The 14,769-nt window shown below is 72.2% G+C and carries 15 protein-coding genes; 11 read left to right on the top strand and 4 right to left on the bottom strand.

What is annotated here, in order from left to right:
* Positions 1–111: 111 nt before the first annotated feature.
* Positions 112–1,434: a transcriptional regulator gene (locus tag SSNG_RS35345; protein ID WP_042804669.1), complete on the bottom strand. Its 1,323-nt coding sequence runs from the start codon at positions 1,432–1,434 to the stop codon at positions 112–114.
* A gap of 267 nt (positions 1,435–1,701) precedes the next feature.
* On the opposite strand from SSNG_RS35345, the gene SSNG_RS35340 reads away from it, so the two are divergent.
* The 7 genes from SSNG_RS35340 (at position 1,702) to SSNG_RS35310 (ending at position 8,139) form a co-directional block, all read left to right on the top strand.
* Positions 1,702–2,880, top strand: a complete 1,179-nt coding sequence (locus tag SSNG_RS35340; RefSeq protein ID WP_042804668.1) for a radical SAM/SPASM domain-containing protein — start codon at positions 1,702–1,704, stop codon at positions 2,878–2,880.
* 102 nt (positions 2,881–2,982) lie between these two features.
* Positions 2,983–3,840 carry a hypothetical protein gene (locus SSNG_RS35335; RefSeq protein WP_165365089.1) on the top strand — a complete coding sequence of 286 codons (858 nt, stop codon included), beginning with the start codon at positions 2,983–2,985 and terminating at the stop codon, positions 3,838–3,840.
* A 37-nt stretch (positions 3,841–3,877) separates the two neighbouring features.
* A complete protein-coding gene (locus SSNG_RS35330) occupies positions 3,878–4,639 on the top strand; it encodes a creatininase family protein (RefSeq protein WP_007268779.1) in 762 nt (253 codons plus the stop codon).
* Between the two features lie 55 nt (positions 4,640–4,694).
* The gene (locus SSNG_RS35325) at positions 4,695–5,888 is read left to right on the top strand and encodes an arylsulfotransferase family protein (protein ID WP_007268778.1); all 1,194 of its coding nucleotides are present in this window, start codon (positions 4,695–4,697) and stop codon (positions 5,886–5,888) included.
* Positions 5,885–6,844, top strand: coding sequence for a glycosyltransferase (locus SSNG_RS35320; protein WP_050780049.1), 960 nt, complete (start codon positions 5,885–5,887; stop codon positions 6,842–6,844). The genes SSNG_RS35325 and SSNG_RS35320 overlap by 4 nt, the downstream gene beginning before the upstream one ends.
* Positions 6,831–7,535, top strand: a complete 705-nt coding sequence (locus SSNG_RS35315; protein WP_007268776.1) for a class I SAM-dependent methyltransferase — start codon at positions 6,831–6,833, stop codon at positions 7,533–7,535. The genes SSNG_RS35320 and SSNG_RS35315 overlap by 14 nt, the downstream gene beginning before the upstream one ends.
* Positions 7,536–7,581: 46 nt before the next feature.
* On the top strand, positions 7,582–8,139 hold the full coding sequence (locus SSNG_RS35310; RefSeq protein WP_007268775.1) for an AAA family ATPase: 558 nt from the start codon (positions 7,582–7,584) through the stop codon (positions 8,137–8,139).
* Positions 8,140–8,379: 240 nt separating this feature from the next.
* On the opposite strand, the gene SSNG_RS35305 is transcribed toward SSNG_RS35310, so the two are convergent.
* The gene (locus SSNG_RS35305) at positions 8,380–9,321 is read right to left on the bottom strand and encodes a phosphotransferase (protein ID WP_007268773.1); all 942 of its coding nucleotides are present in this window, start codon (positions 9,319–9,321) and stop codon (positions 8,380–8,382) included.
* Positions 9,322–10,036: 715 nt separating this feature from the next.
* On the opposite strand from SSNG_RS35305, the gene SSNG_RS35300 reads away from it, so the two are divergent.
* From SSNG_RS35300 to SSNG_RS35285, 4 genes are all read left to right on the top strand, one after another.
* Complete coding sequence (locus tag SSNG_RS35300; protein ID WP_007268772.1) at positions 10,037–10,642, top strand: hypothetical protein; 606 nt, start codon at positions 10,037–10,039, stop codon at positions 10,640–10,642.
* Between the two features lie 155 nt (positions 10,643–10,797).
* Positions 10,798–11,058, top strand: coding sequence for a hypothetical protein (locus SSNG_RS35295; RefSeq protein WP_007268771.1), 261 nt, complete (start codon positions 10,798–10,800; stop codon positions 11,056–11,058).
* On the top strand, positions 11,055–11,429 hold the full coding sequence (locus SSNG_RS35290) for a PIN domain-containing protein (protein ID WP_042804667.1): 375 nt from the start codon (positions 11,055–11,057) through the stop codon (positions 11,427–11,429). Before SSNG_RS35295 ends, SSNG_RS35290 begins: the two co-directional genes overlap by 4 nt.
* Positions 11,430–11,465: 36 nt before the next feature.
* On the top strand, positions 11,466–12,554 hold the full coding sequence (locus SSNG_RS35285; RefSeq protein ID WP_007268769.1) for a PQQ-binding-like beta-propeller repeat protein: 1,089 nt from the start codon (positions 11,466–11,468) through the stop codon (positions 12,552–12,554).
* Positions 12,555–12,573: 19 nt separating this feature from the next.
* On the opposite strand, the gene SSNG_RS38435 is transcribed toward SSNG_RS35285, so the two are convergent.
* Complete coding sequence (locus SSNG_RS38435) at positions 12,574–13,302, bottom strand: hypothetical protein (protein ID WP_050780047.1); 729 nt, start codon at positions 13,300–13,302, stop codon at positions 12,574–12,576.
* Entirely contained in the window at positions 13,278–14,744 is a 1,467-nt protein-coding gene (locus SSNG_RS35280) for a HEAT repeat domain-containing protein (protein WP_050780046.1), read from the bottom strand. Before SSNG_RS35280 ends, SSNG_RS38435 begins: the two co-directional genes overlap by 25 nt.
* Positions 14,745–14,769 lie beyond the last annotated feature (25 nt).

Here is a 14,769-nt window from a genome sequence, read left to right as displayed (position 1 = left end):
GGGTGGCATCAGGCGGAGGACTTACGGACATCCTGGCCTGAGGTGGGCAGGCATCGGGCGGGAACTCGTTCCGGCGGAGTGGCCGTATGGCCGGCCGGGTGTCCGGCGGCTTCAGGCCGCGGCGAGGGCGAGGAAGGCGGGGACACCGTCAGCGCCTCGGTAGCGCTGGAAGTCCGGCACGAGGTCCTGGACAAGTCGTTCGCAGCGGGGGGCGCCGATGCGGCGGGCGAGCGTGAGTGCTTCTTCGGCTGCGTGGGCGGCGAGTTCGGGTTCCTTGAGCTGTAGGTGGCTGGCCGCCTCGTATGCCAGGAACACGCCGCGGGTCTTGGCGCGGGAGTGGGGCAGGAGGCCTTGGCCCTCGGTGATGAGCTGGTGGGCGCGGCGGGCGTCTCCGAGGTCGAGGAGGGCCTGGCCGGAGTCGACCGCGAGGTCGGCTTCGGACATCCACGAGCACCAGGCGGGCAGTGGCCTGCCGGATGAGGCCCCGAAGTGGTGCTCGGCTGCTTCGAGGGCGCGCAGGGCGGGCTGCTTGTCCTGCTGCGCGGCGAGGGTGCGGGCGAGGCGGAGGTGAAGGAGGGAGCGGGCGGCGGGGTGCTGGGCGCGTTTGAGGGCCTGGCGGAGGATTCCGGCGGCGGTGGTGTGGTCCTGGCGCCAGGCGGCCTGGTAGGCGAGGTCGCCGAGCATCGCGGCCCCGAGGTCGGGGTCGCCGGTGGCGTGGGCGCTGTGGAGGCCGGCGATCCAGAGTTTTCCGGCGGCGGTGTGGCGGCCGTGGTCGAAGCGGTGCCAGGCCACGGTCTGCGCGAGGGAGGCGGCCAGGGTGTGCAGGCGCAGGCCCGTGGCCTTGCTGTAGCGGCCGTCGTCGATGAGGTCGGTGACGGTCTTGAGGTGGGCGTCCAGCAGGGCGGAGACGTGCTGGCGCTGCTCGGTGAGCAGGCTGTTGAGCTGCCGGCTGATGTCCTCGAGAACGGTGACCGTCTCCTCGCCGACCAGCTTCTCTCCCCCCAGCCGCGCTGCGAGAGCGCTCCCGGGCCCGGTGGCCCAGGCCGCGGCGAGCGCGGTGAGGGCGGACCCGGAGAGGGCGAGGAAGGTACGGCGTTCCAGTGGTTCCATGGCGGTGTTGAGGGCCTCTCGCAGTGCGATGACGGTGCTGGACGGTCCGAGAGGCACAACGCCCCCATCCCCCGCAGGCAGCCAGTGGGGCCAGGCGGCCGGGTCGACCAGATCGAGCGGGAGCTCCAGGGCCTCTGCGATGTAGATCTGGGTCTCGGCCTCCGGGGTGATGCCGAGGACTTCCCACTTGCGGACCCGGTGCTTGTCGGTGCCCGAGCGCAGGCCGCGTCGCTCGGCCGCCGCACAGATGAGCTTCGCGAGGTCGACCCGGGTCAGGCCCTTGGACGCGCGCTGGTGGGCCAACGGGTGAGTGCACTCGGTCACGTAGTCAGTCAAGCACCGCCCGTGGCGGCTTGGGAGACGTTTGACGAGGGGGACCCCCGGCAGGACCCCCGCCAACCCATCGCACCCGGGGCACGTGTGCTCGAAGCTCGATCCTCCGAGCGTCAACGCCCGGCCGTACGAGGCCCGGCGCCCGTCTCGTTCCCGCATGCTCCGAAGGGAGACATCATGCCCCGATCCCCGGCTCCTTGCCCGGCGCCCCTGGTGATGGCCGAGAGCGGCTGCCGTGCCGGGCGGAGCCCGGAGCCGATGCTGCAGACCTGTCCGTATCTCTCCAGCGTCCGGCCCGGCGCCGACCCGCGCCTGGTGTACCTGGCCGACACCGCCGGTCCCGAGGCCCCCACCGGGCCGCTCCCCCCGGCGGCGGCCGTGTTCGGGATCGTGGGACTGGACCGGACGATCGTGTGGCAGGACGACGCCGAGGTCCTCGACCTCCTGCGCTACGCCGCCTCCACCCCGCGCGCCAGGGGCGAGCTCGCGGCCCGCTTCGGGCCCGGCCGGGTTTCCGCGGCGGCTGGCCGGGGGTGGCTGCAGGATCCCGCTCGCCTGTGCCGGGAGTACCGCGTGGTCTCCGGCGAGATCGAGGTGACTGCGCACTGCAACTGGGGCTGTGTCTCCTGCCCGGTCGCCACCGACCCGAAGCCGCGCCGCACGATGCCGATGCCCTTGTTCGAGGAGATCATCGGCAAGCTCGCCGCGGCCGGCGCCCAGTATCTGACCTTCCAGTTCTTCAACGAGCCCACACTCGACCGGCACTTCGCCGCGCGGCTGGAGGTCCTGGCCGCGCGCGGGATGCCGCTGGCGCTGTACTCGAACGCCTCCGCGCTGACCGCGGACAAGATCGCCACGCTCCAGCGGACCGGGGCGCTCAAGCACCTGATCGTCAACATCCCCTCCGCCGAGGAGACGGAGTTCAACGTCCTCACCGGCTCGCGGCACTTCCGTCACACGATAAGCAACACGGAGGCGGCCCTGGCGGCCGGCCTGCCGGTGCAGGTCGTCGTCAACGGGGTCGGCGCGCGCCTGGAGCGGAATCTGGAGGGCGTGGAGCGGCACTTCACGCCGTTGGGTGCCGAGGTGTATCCGAGCCTGACCTGCGACCGGGCCGGTGAGCTGGGCGGCGAGTACGCGCAGGATGTCCACGTTCAGGGGCGGCTGACCGGCTGCGGCTGGCTGGTGCAGCACGTCAACTTCTCGGTGGCCGGGGAGCTGTTCCTGTGCTGCAACGACTACTACCAGCGCGAGACCTTCGGCCATGTCCGGGACGGCTCGATCGACGAGCTGATGTCGAGCGAGCGGGCGGTCGCGCTGCGTCGGAAGGTCTTCGGCGTCGAGACGGCCCCGGACGACTTCCTGTGCCGGCGCTGCCACAACCAGCTGCCTGACTTCCCCGGCCGGGACTTCCGCCCGATCGCGACCTTCGGATAGGAGGCGACCCCTCATGCGAGCACCCGTACGCCTGTGGTACTGGCCGGCCAGCGGCTGTGCAACCTGTCCTGCGCCCGCTGCGTGTCCATCGGTGAGTGGGCCATGAGCAACCGCTACGACTGGAAGAACCCCGAGGACCGCGACGTCTACGAGCAGGTCGTGACCTGGATCGGGGCCCGCCCCTACCCGGTGAAGGTCCGCCTGGGCACGCTCGGCGAGCCGTTCGCGAGCACTTTCTTCCTGGAGAAGGCGGCCTGGCTGACCCGGCAGAGCGGCGTCGAGTACGTCGAGTTGCTCTCCAACGCGATCCTGCTGCCCAGGCGGCTGCCCAAGCTCGAAGCGGACGCGAACCTCGGCAAGCTGTCGCTCTGGCTGACCTGGCACGACGGGCAGGTCGACCTGGAGCGGTTCATCAAGGCCGCGGCCTTCGCCCAGGAGCGCTACGGCTGCTTCGTGGTCGTCAACACCCTGCTGTTCGAGACCAACGCCGACGCCGTGGCCTCCGCCCGGGACGCCGCCCGAGCCGCCGGCCTGCGCTTCAACGTCGACCTCGGCTACGACCCGACCGCAGCCGTCCAGGACCCGTCCGCCGCTGTTCCGGTCCTCCAGAGCTCCGACGCCCTGGACACGCTGGCCGCTCTCGGCGGGAACCGGGCCCTGGCGGAAGCCGCCCTGATCGGGCTGACCTCCTGCCGGGGCATGCTCTGCCGCGCCGGCCACGACACGGCGTTCATCGACATCCACGGCCAGGCCTACCGCTGCTCCAACTACTCCTCCCAGGAGCAGCCCCCGCTGGGCAGCGTCCTGGAGCCCGGCTTCGACCTCCCGCTGCGCCCCGAACCGTGGGCGCCGTGCGCGGCCCGGGGCGGGTGCGGCAACAAGGAGGACTTCCTCAACCTGCAGATCGCCGCCCCCCTGCGCCCCTCCACGGTCCCCAGCCTCGGCTGGACCGACGCCTGACCCCGACCGTTCCCGCTCCCGGAAGGGAGAAGCTCTCGTGCTCATCGGCGACATGACCTGGCCCGACCTGAACCCGGGCCCCGACACCCACGTCATCATCCCCGTCGGCGCCCTGGAACCCCACGGCCCGCACCTCCCGCTCGGCTCCGACACCATGATCAGCGACCACTTCGCCCACCGCCTCGCCGCCGCCGTCGCCGGGCACGTCGCCCCGAGCATCGGCTACGGCGTGGCCACGCCCGGCCAGCGCCTGGGCGGCACCTTCCCCGGCGTCATCAGCATCACCGGCGCCACCCTCACCGCCCTGGTCACCGAGATCCTCACCGCCTTGGCCGACCACGGCTACCGGCGCCTGATCCTGCTGAACTCGGCCATCGACAACATCGCCTTCCTGTGCGAGGCCGCCCGCCACCTGACCGAACACGTCCCCGGAGCCCGGGTGATGATCGTGAACTGGTGGGACGTCGTGGGCGAGGACTTCCGCAACGCCCTCGCCGAGGAGACCGGGACCGCCCGCGCGGACGACCACCACGCCGGGATGGTCGAGTCCAGCCTCGTCATGCACATCAGCCCGCACGCCGTCCGCCCCAACCGGCTGCCCGCCGACGGCGGCACCGAGCGGCCCCGCCGGATCAGCTACCACCTGTACCCGCAGCCGGCCGACACCACCACGAGCACCGGCATCGTCTACACCGCCGCCCACGCGAGCCCGGAGCTCGGCAGACGGGTCGCCGACCAGGTCGCCGCGCAGCTCGCCGACGCCGTGCTCCGCGAGTTCACCGCGCCCCTGCCGTCCTGAACCCGGCCGCCGCCCGGGCCCGGCCCGGGCGCTCCTCCGAAGGAGACCCACACCCATGTCCCTCGGCAACGACCTGTTCGTGTTCTCGCCCTCCGCCTCCTACCCGCGGCCGTTCGCGGCCGTCATCGACGACCGCGCCCGGATCGTCCACGCCTGGTCCAGCCCGATCGGCCAGCCCGACATCGAGACCAGCCCGCCGTCCTACCTCCGCGGCTGGAACCACGTCGAAGTCACCCCGGACGGCTCCCTGTTCGCGATCGTGCCGCTGCACGCCCTGCTCAAGCTCGCCCCGGACTCCACCCTCACCTGGCGCGCCGACCTCCCCGCCCACCACGACCTCGCCCTCGGCCCCCACGGCGAGATCTACGTCCTGACCGAAGAGCCCCGCCCGGTGCCCTGCACCGGCGGCTCCCACGTCCTGCTCGACAACTCCATCACCGTCCTGGACCCCGACGGCCAGCTGCGCGACGCGCACTCCCTGTACGAGATCCTCACCACCGACCCGGCCCTGACCACGCTGATCACCGACGCGATCGACCGCCACCGCAGCGCCGGCCGGACCGCGGACACCGCCGTCCTCGCCCCGCGGCTGGAAGGCCCGAACGGCTGGCGGCGCGGCCGCGACATCTCCCGCCTGCTGCGCTCCCGGCCCGGCTCCCCCAGCGACATCCTGCACACCAACACCCTCGAACTCCTCCCCGCCCACCCCGCCGGCCTGTGGGCGGCCGGAGACGTCCTGGTCTCGCTGCGCGACCTCGACCTCATCGCCGTCCTCGACCTGCGCGCCCGCGCCGTGCGCTGGTGGTGGGGCCCCGGCGAACTGTCCGGGCAGCACCAGCCCTCCGCTCAACCCGACGGCACCATCCTCGTCTTCGACAACGGCCGCCGCACCAGCCGCTCCCGCATCCTGGAAATCGAACCCGTCACCCGGACGGTCGTCTGGCAGTACGAGCCCGGCCTGTTCTGCGAGATGGCCGGAGGCTGCGAGCGCCTGACCGACGGCACCATCCTCATCAGCGACGCCCAAGCCGGCCGCGCCCTGATCGTCGACCACGACGGCCACCAGCGGTGGCAGGTCCAGGTCTCCACCCACACCACGGGCCCGCGCTCCCGCGCGGAGTTCTACCGCCTCTCCGCCATCCCCGGAGCCGCCGCCGACCATCTCGGCACCGGTGACCGGCCCGCCCGCACCCTCACCGCATCCCGCGTCCGCGCCCAGCTCGTCCAGACCGTACGGAGCCCCCTGTGATCAGCGTGATCATCCCCACCCGAGACCGCCCCGGACCGCTCCACCGAGCCCTGCGCAGCGTCGCCCGCCAGACCTACCGGCACTTCGAGGTCATCGTCGTCCGCGACGGCGGCCACCCCGTCGAGCCGGTCATCGACCGCTGGCAGCGCGAGATACCCGTCAGGCTCCTCGAATCCGACACCCCTCACGGGGTCTCCCACGCCCGCAACAGCGCCATCGACGTCGCGCAGGGCGACCACATCGCCCTCCTCGACGACGACGACGTCTTCCTGCCCCACCACCTCCAGGCCGCGGCCGACGCGCTGCGCACCCGCCGGGTCGACACCGTCTACGGCCAGGCCCTCGTCAGCCCCACCTGGATCGAGGACCTGCCGCGCGACCGGGGCCACCTGCCGTGCAAGGACTACGCGTTCGACCCGGCCTTCCTCTCCGTCGCCAACACCATCCACACCGGCTCCGTCGTCACCCGCAACCCGGCTGGCAGCCCGGTCCGGTTCGACGAGACGCTGTACCACTGCGAGGACTGGGACTTCCTCCTCGCCCTCCGCGCCGCCGGCAACCGCTTCGCCCGCCTCGACACCATCACCAGCGTCTACCACCAGGTCCCTGTGCCCGGCGCCGTCCACACCGCCTACCAGTCCACCCCCACCCCGTTCACCCGGGCACGCACCCTCCTCTACGGCCGCTGGCCCGCGGCCACCGGCCGCGCCGAGGAGTACAGGGACTGGTTCCGCCGCTTCGACCAGCGCCTCGACACCCTCATCGCCCACGGCCGACGCGTCCCGCACCACGTGTACGAACACGCCGTCCGCAAGCTCCACGCCACCTTCACCGACCGCCGCTCCCCGGACCGCGACCTCCTGGGCCGGCTCCTCCCCCTCACCCCGGCCGCGCCCTCCCGGCACGACGGCGAGGCCCTCGTGCTCCGCCCGGCAGTGACGCATGCAGTCCGGTGACGCCCCGTACGACGGCTTCGCGGAGACCTTCGCCCGCGAGGCCGCCGTCAGCGCCTACAACGCCCACTACGACCGCCCCACCGTCCTGGACCTGATCGGCGATGTGAACGGCCTCGACATCCTGGACGCCGGCTGCGGCCCCGGTCTGTACCTGTCCGAACTCGCCGCCCGCGGGGCTCGGCCCGTCGGCATCGACCAGAGCGCCGACATGGTCCGCCTCGCCGGCCAGCGCCTCGGGACCCTCGCGGAAGTCCGCCAGCACGACCTGACCGAGCCCCTCGCCTGGGCGAGCGACGAGACCTTCGACGTCGTCCTGCTCACTCTGGTACTCCACTACCTCCCCGACCGGATCGGCACGCTACGGGAGCTCGGCCGAGTCCTCCGACCCAGCGGGAAGATCATCGTCTCGACCAGTCACCCCACGGCGGACTGGCTTGCCATCGGCGGCAGCTACTTCACCAGCGGCTATGCCGAAGATCTCTGGTCGAACGGCATGTCCCACCGCTACTGGCACCAGCCCCTCCAGGACTGGTTCGACGAATTCACCGCCGCCGGACTCACCATCGACCGCCTCGTCGAACACCAGCCAGTTCCCGCGATGGCCCACCGACACCCGGCCGAACACGAGAAACTGACCCACCAGCCTGGCTTCATGGCCATCCAGCTCCGCAAGCGACACCCTGAGATCTAGGGCCCGCCCCAGCTGCCTCAGCGCCCCCTCCCCTCGGAGTCCACCCGTGCACATCCGTCCGACTCTGGCCGTGGTCAGCGGCCCTCCCGCGACCGGCAAGACCACCCTCGCCCGAACGCTCGCCCAGCACCTGGGCTGCCCCGCGATCCTGCGTGACGAGATCAAGCAGGGCATGGTCATGAACTACCCCGGGCACGAAGCCGACGGCGACGACCCTCTCAACGTCCCAGCCATGGAGGCGTTCTTCGCGACAATCACCATCCTCCTGCAGGCGGGCACGACCGTCGTCGCCGAAGCCGCCTTCCAGGACCGCCTCTGGCGCCCCGGACTCGAGCCGCTCACAGAGTTCGCCGACCTACGGATCATCCGGTGCACCACCCCCACGCCGACCATTGCCCGACGCATCACCGACCGCGCCCACAGCGATAGCCACAGGGTCGCCCATGGTGACAAGGCCCTGCTCGCCGACATGCAGGCTGGCCTCTACGACCCCGACCAGTTCGTTCCCATCAGCCTGACCGCCCCGAACCTGCTGGTGAACACATCCGACGGCTACACGCCCGCCATGGCAGAGATCCAGAAATTCGTCCGTCGAAGGCGATGAAGGGCGTGAGCAAGAAGGTCGTGAGCGCGGCGGCGGTGCGGCCACGGGCGCCGACACGGCGTTGCTGCCCGTTGAAGGACAAGCGGCCGGCGGCGATGTCCCAGGCGGCCCCGAGTGCCAGGCGCTGCGCGAGGAGATCGCCGCGCAGATGATCATCGTCCTCGCTCTGGCCCCAGTAGAGCCACCCCCGCCTGCAGCACAACGGGCCCGGCCAGGGGCCGGGCCCGTTCCTTTGCCGGCCTACACCCAGCCCGTCCGGTGCGCGATCCAGCGCCGGGCGGCCTCAGCGGCGCGGGCCTGGTAGCCGCGAAGGTGTGGAACGTTCGGAGGAGCCGGGTTGCGGGAGGAACGCTCCCAGAACCCGCCGAACGCCGCCGCGAACGCCGTCACCACGTCGGGGTCCGGCACCAATCCCAGCAGCGGGGCAAGGACCTGCTCGGCGGAGGCAGGATCGTGCCCGGCCAGGATCAGGTGAGGCACCAGGGACGCCGCGTCGCACCAGTCGGCCGCCTGGCTCAGGTACGACCAGTCGATGACGACGGCCTTGCCGCCGCTCATCACCATGTTGTCGGGCCGCAGGTCGCCATGCGTCAGGGTGGACCCGCGCGCCGCGTCCAGCCAGCCCTTTTCGATCCCGGCCAAGTGCTCCAGGTTCCTGCGCGCCCAGGGATCGAGGTCGGCCGGGACGCTCTCGGCGAGTTCAGCCCAGCCGCACAGGTAGGAGCCGTGGACGTCAGCCATCTGCGGCGCCTCGGGGATCGGCGACGGGGTCAGCGACTCCCGCAGGAGCAGCAGCGTATCGACCACAGCCCGCACGTCCGAGGAGCCCGGCGAGAGGTCGGGGTTGCCGTCCGGCAGGTCTTCCAGACACAGCAGAGACCAACCGGCCTCCTGCCCGGAGGTCTCCGTCCAGAACACCCGCGGGCCGGGCGCGCTCTCCGGCAAGGCGGCGGTGATGCGCGCCTCTTCCCGATAGACCGAAGCCATGGGGTGCTCGTCCGGGATGCCCTTGACGAACACGCGGTTCCCGTCGGCAAGCAGGAGCCGTGCGGCGAGGCCGGGGGTGAACCCGCCTCCACACGTCTGCGCCTCTGCGACAGCGGCACCCAGCCGCGATTCGATGTACGCGCGGACCTGGTCGGGGACGGCACCCCACTCGGGCCTCACGGCGGTGGCAGTCATGGATTCAAGGGTATGGATACGAGCGGCCCGCGCCCCGAGTTTTACGCTACGGCGCTCAGCTCAGCCACCGGTGTCGAGGGCGCGCCCAGCCAGGACATGTCCGGTCGCCGAGACGGAGGTGGACCGGCGGGTGGCCATCCTGTCCGCGCGGTACACGGCGATCGGCCTGCACCGGCCGGGCGCGAGCACGACATCACCTTCGCCGCCTCGTAGCGACAGCTGCGCTACCGTCCCGCCATGGAGACGCCGTTCGCGACCGGCCCCGACCATCCGGCGTGCGGGATCTGTCCGGCGACGAGACTGCCCCGCGAGGGGTTCGTGGTCTCACGACAGGCCGTCCCAGGAGTGCCCGTTCAACCCGGCCGACGGCCACCGGTACACCGCTGACGGAACCCCGGCCTGTGTCCACCCCGACAAGGTCGGACTTGAGCCTGACCGGATCGCCCCGCTACCAGAGCCGCTCGCCCTCGCCGAGGTTCCGCCGCGGCGAGGGCGGTGGTGGCAGGCGAGACGCTGATCGAGGAGGCACACGGCGAGGCCCCGCCCGGATTCTGCTGGGGCTTCGTTGTCGTGACGGAGGTGACGAGTAAACACCTCTGCCGGTGCCGCCGCCGAGGGGCCGCTCTCTTCAGCGAACTTCTACTGTTCACGCGCGCTTGCTCCCGCAGGTGCGCGATCGTCGTACCCAAGCAGCCGCACAACTGCGGGAGGGGTTATGGAGAACGATGAGACGTGGACGTCCGACGAGTTCGGAACCTCGCACGAGGGCCGTGTCGGGGTGCTCCTCGCGGACGGGACCGTGCCCAAGCCGGTGTACTTCGACTCGGCGTCGGGAACCGCCGGCCGGGACATCACCCACTGGAGCGTCTACGACGGCAGCACCCACCCCACGCGTCCGAAGGCGGATGCACTGCGGCCGGAATGCTCCTGCGGCTGGACCGGGGCCGCCTACCCGGTGGAGTGGGACCCGGCCGACGAGCAGCCTTTCCACGAGAGCGGGCGGGCCGCCGCCGAGCAGTGCGAGGAGGACTGGGACCGGCACATCGGCACCGTACGAGACACCACCATTGCTCTCCCCGCCGAGCTGGAGGCGCTCCTGCGCAGCGTCGGTGACGCGATCGAGCGACTCTTATGGGATTCCCCGGCCGCCGCCATCAAGGCCGCCCGCGGCCTGGAGCTCATCGCCCAGCGCACCGCCTACGGGGCCGCCCACGACGCCCGCGATCAGGACCCCGCCGAGGTTGCCGCTGCCCTCGGCCTCACCCCCGACCACGCCCAGGCGCTGCTCGCACGCTTCGGCGGCTGGGACTTCTACGGCTGACCAGCGGCATCACCGCTCGCTCCGGCCGGGCTTCGGCCGACGCCCGGCCGGTACGTCGCAGCGAAATCCTGTGTGCGTCAGCTGACCGGGTCCTGGCAGGCATGAGGGAGTCGGTTGCCATGACAGCGGGGTTCTACCGGCGGTAGAATCGTTCCATGAGTGACAGCAAGCCCACCAGCATCAAGACGAGCGAGGCGACCCGGGACCGGCTGCGCCTCCTCGCGCAGGAGCGCGGCACGACCATCACCGAGCTCTTGGAGGAACTGGCCCAGAGCCGGCTGACCCGGGCGGAGCAGGAGCAGCGGGTCCGGGAGGCTGCGGCGGAGCTGGGGCTGGAGTACACCGAGCAGGTGCAGCAGGCCGGCCAGTCGGCCTGGGAGAAGATCCGCGCCCATCAGGGCGGCGCCGCCGCGTGAACCTGACGGCAGTCTTCGATCACACGGCGCTTGTCGCCCTCTACCAGGCCGACCCGTTCTTCACAGGCTTGTACATCGAGTCGTCCCGGGGCACGGGCCGGGTCTTGATCCCGGCCCTGTCCGTCCTGGCCGCCGAGCGCGCGATGCCTGGTGCCGGCTCCCACGCCGCGCGCCTGCGGTTCGCCGAGACCGTGCCCTTCACCGCGGCCCACGCCCTGGACGCCGGCTCCTGGCCCACCACCGAATGGACGGTGACGCATCCGGCGGCCATCGCCTGGCAGGCGGCGAAAACCGGGGAGCCGGTCACCGTGCTCTCGCTGACCCCCGAGGCGTACGAAGGCACCGGGGTCTACCCGCTCAACCCGAGCTAAGGTGGCCGTCCCGGCCCTGAGGCGCCGTCGTCGGGGGTGGACCGCCTGTGGTGGGATGGCCCGATGATCGCCACAGTGCTCTGGGAGCGCGAACTGCATCAGCGGGGCGGGGGTTCCGTTTTCGTCGTGGGGCCGGACTGTGTCGTCCTGCACGAGCGGCACAGCCGGCTGGTTTGCCTGGAACGCCTCGACGGCGCCGTGCGCTGGGACGTCCCGCTCGGTACCTGGCCGCGCGGGATCGTCCTCGCGGGGGACCGCGTGCTGGTGTTGCCGCAAGCGCCGGACCTGCTGTCCTGCATCGATCTGCGGACGGGTGCGTCGCTATGGAGCGCCCCGACGCCGAGGTGGACGGGGAACCTCGCGGTCCACTCGGACACCGTGGTGATAGGCGGTTGGCGCGGTTACACCCCTATGAGTGGCCTGGACCTCGCCAACGGGGGCGTCCGGTGGACGACACCATCGCCGGTGACGTCCGTACCGACCCTTGCATGGGCCAGCGGCGTGCTGACCGGCAGCGGCTACGAGGCGGTTCTCCTCGATCCGGCCGACGGGAGCGACATGGCTCGGTGGCGGCTGCCGGACCCGCTCGCGGGAACCGACGCGAAGGCGTTCGTCCCGGTGGACGCGGAGCGGGTGGTGGCGGTCTGCGAGGCCTCGTCACTGGTGACCTTCGGGATCGGCGCGGACGAGCCCACCCGGCTCGGATCCTACGATCCGTTCGGGGCAGTTGGATACATCCACCGGTCGGTATGGATGCTGCGGTCAGGCAAGGGGTTCCTCGCGGTGGACCCCGCCGACGGGACGCCGACGTGGTCGGTCGAGGCAGATCGGCGGATGGTGGCCGACCCTCTGCCGTACGCCGACGGCGTCCTGGTGGGGGATGCCAACGGCGGCATCCGGCTCTTGGGGCCCGACGGCCGGTCCGTGGAGGGGTGTTCGCTGCCGGGTCGGCGCCTGGACGCGCTGGCCGCCGCCGACGACGGCGGGCTGTTCTTCGCGGCGAAGGGCACGTTCGGCTCCTTCACCTTCAGCCCGAAAGCCCAGCGGCTGACCACAACCGCAGCCAGCGCGGAAGCCCTCTCCGACCGCAAGTCCACTCGACAAGATCCGAAAACAACGGCCTAGCCGGGAAGCGGCACCGGCCTCAGCAAGCTCCGGCAGTGTCCCTCGCCGCCGCCGGCAGTGCAGACGTCAATGCGGCGCGCAGCTGTTCGTCTTCGCGGATCATCGCGTGGTCGGACCCGTAGAGGACCAGGCGGCGGTCCCCCTCGGCCAGCGCGGCCAGCCGATCGTGCTGCTCTGGCGTGAGGGCGGCGGAGCCGAGTGCCCGCAGGGCGTCGCAGGCGCCGTTGAGGTCGGCGCGGGTCTCGGCCGAGTGCAGCGCCGCCTCGGCGAGCCGGGCACGGTCGAGGCTGCCCGGATCGGCGACGGCGAGCAGTCCGAGGACAGCGGACGGCGCCTGGGCCGGGTCGTCGAGGAGAGCGTGGAGCCGGCCGGTCAGCGGGCGCCCGGCCGGGCCGAGGGCGGCGATCTCGCGGGCGGCGCGGGCGGTCGTCCAGTGGGACCACCGCTGGCCCTCGCACCGGTCGAACACCGAGGCCAGCACCGGCACGACCTCGGACGCCTCACCGGTGATCCGCCACAGGGCGAGCGCCAAGGCGAGGTCGGCGTCGATCTCCGCCGATGTGTCGCTGTCGATGGTGCGGCCGAGCGCCGCCCGCAGGGCCGGGGCGATGCGCGCGGCAGCCGGCCCGAGGTCGGCCAAGGCGTTTGCGCCCTCGACAAAGCCGCGGACACCGGTTGCGAGCGCCGCCTCGGCGGCGGTGAACAGGGGGCCGGTCTCGCCGGTCAGCTCGTGCAGGGCCTGCGCCACGAACAAGCTGTCGGCGACCGGCCCCGCAGGGCGGTGGCGGCCTGCTCGCGCTGTTCCGGCCCGAGGCCGGCGGCGACGGAGGTGATGGCGGTGGCGGCGTAGTGGAACCGGGGCAGGACGGCGCAGAGTTCGGGCAGCGCCTCTACGGCCCTGGGGCCCCACAGCCTGAGCAGGTGGACCAGTCCGGCGGTGTCGTTGTGGTCCGCGGTTGTCGGGCAACCGCAGTCCTTGCGTCCCTCGGGCTGCTCCAGTGCCTTGGCGGCCAGGCGAGCGCGGACCGCAGCGAGCAGTTCCGCGTCGAACGGGAAGGGCATGTCGGCCGGGGCGTGGGACCCGGTGGCGCACTGCATGGCGTGCGGGCGTCGGCCGAGCGCCCTGGCCAACAGGGGGGCGGCCGTCTGCGGTGCCACCAGTACGAGCGCGGCCAGGGCCTGGTCGGCCGCCTCGTCGTCCGGCTGCGCGGCGAGCTCGCCGAGGAGAAGCGCGGCCCCGGCGGCGGCCGGGCCGATCTTGCCCAGGAGCCGGGCGGCCGTCCAGTCGGCGGCGAGCGGCGCGATCGCGGGGACCAGCCGCTGCGGTGCGCTGCGGGACAGCATGCAGGCGCGGTCGGCCGCCCACAGCGCCTCGGCCCGCACATCCGGGCGCTCGTCGCGCAGCGCGGCATCGAGGAGTGCGAAGGCGCTCTCGCGGTCGGCTTCGGTGTCCCGACCCAGCAGGATCTCGATCATGGCGCTCAGCGGATCCCGGTGCTCGTCCGCGTACCCGGCCGCAGCCGTCTCGCGTGCGGGCAGCAGGCCGAGGAGGGCGTCGCGGTGCGCCACGAGCCACGGCTGCTCGGGGCCCAGGGCGGCGAACACGGCGGCGAGGCGCAGCGGCGCGGGCGTGTCCGGGCCGAGCAGGGCGCGGGCCTCGGCGCCGGCGCCCGCCCGGTCCAGCCGGCTGTACGCGGTCAGGAGTTCCGCCCGGACGACGGGCTCGGTCTCGGCGGCCAAGCGGGACCGGACAGCAGGCAGGGCCGTGCGGGTGTCCCTGGTGTGGCCGACCGTCCAGCCCGCTGCTTGCCGGACGGCGGCGTCCTCGTCGGCCAGCAGCGGTATGAGCAGCGGCAGCTGGGCGGTGACGGCGGCGCGGACCGCGCCGGGCTCGACGGCGTGCTCGTCCTCGCTCTTGGCGAGGCAGCCGAGCAGACGCAGCGCGTCTACGGTCTGCCGGCCGGAGGCGGCGATGCGGGCGAGGTAGGGGGCGGCGTCGACGCTGGCCGCGTACACGGTGCCCTGGTGTACGATCGAGCCGTACAGCTCTTCCAGTGCCTCCTCGGCATCCTCACCACCCTCGGCGAAGGTGCGCAGCATGTTGGGCAGGTCTAAGGCTGGGCCGTAGGCGTGGTTCACGGTGGCCCAGGGGTGGGTGGCGAGCCCGGCGAGGGCGGTGGGGAGCTCCATGGCCGTGATCTTCGCAGGACCCTCC

This window comes from Streptomyces sp. C (assembly GCF_000158895.1).
Classification (GTDB): Bacteria; Actinomycetota; Actinomycetes; order Streptomycetales; family Streptomycetaceae; genus Streptomyces; species Streptomyces racemochromogenes.
The sequence above is the reverse complement of the archived record's forward strand: the minus strand, read 5'-3'. Positions and strand labels throughout refer to the sequence as shown.

What these genes read in the sequence shown, in the direction of transcription:
- SSNG_RS35340 (WP_042804668.1), top strand. Translation starts at nt 1,702, where the DNA reads ATGCTGCAGACCTGTCCGTATCTCTCCAGCGTCCGGCCCGGCGCCGAC.
- SSNG_RS35335 (WP_165365089.1), top strand. Translation starts at nt 2,983, where the DNA reads ATGAGCAACCGCTACGACTGGAAGAACCCCGAGGACCGCGACGTCTAC.
- SSNG_RS35325 (WP_007268778.1), top strand. Translation starts at nt 4,695, where the DNA reads ATGTCCCTCGGCAACGACCTGTTCGTGTTCTCGCCCTCCGCCTCCTAC.
- SSNG_RS35315 (WP_007268776.1), top strand. Translation starts at nt 6,831, where the DNA reads ATGCAGTCCGGTGACGCCCCGTACGACGGCTTCGCGGAGACCTTCGCC.
- SSNG_RS35305 (WP_007268773.1), bottom strand. Translation starts at nt 9,321, where the DNA reads ATGACTGCCACCGCCGTGAGGCCCGAGTGGGGTGCCGTCCCCGACCAG.
- SSNG_RS35300 (WP_007268772.1), top strand. Translation starts at nt 10,037, where the DNA reads ATGGAGAACGATGAGACGTGGACGTCCGACGAGTTCGGAACCTCGCAC.
- SSNG_RS35295 (WP_007268771.1), top strand. Translation starts at nt 10,798, where the DNA reads ATGAGTGACAGCAAGCCCACCAGCATCAAGACGAGCGAGGCGACCCGG.
- SSNG_RS35280 (WP_050780046.1), bottom strand. Translation starts at nt 14,744, where the DNA reads ATGGAGCTCCCCACCGCCCTCGCCGGGCTCGCCACCCACCCCTGGGCC.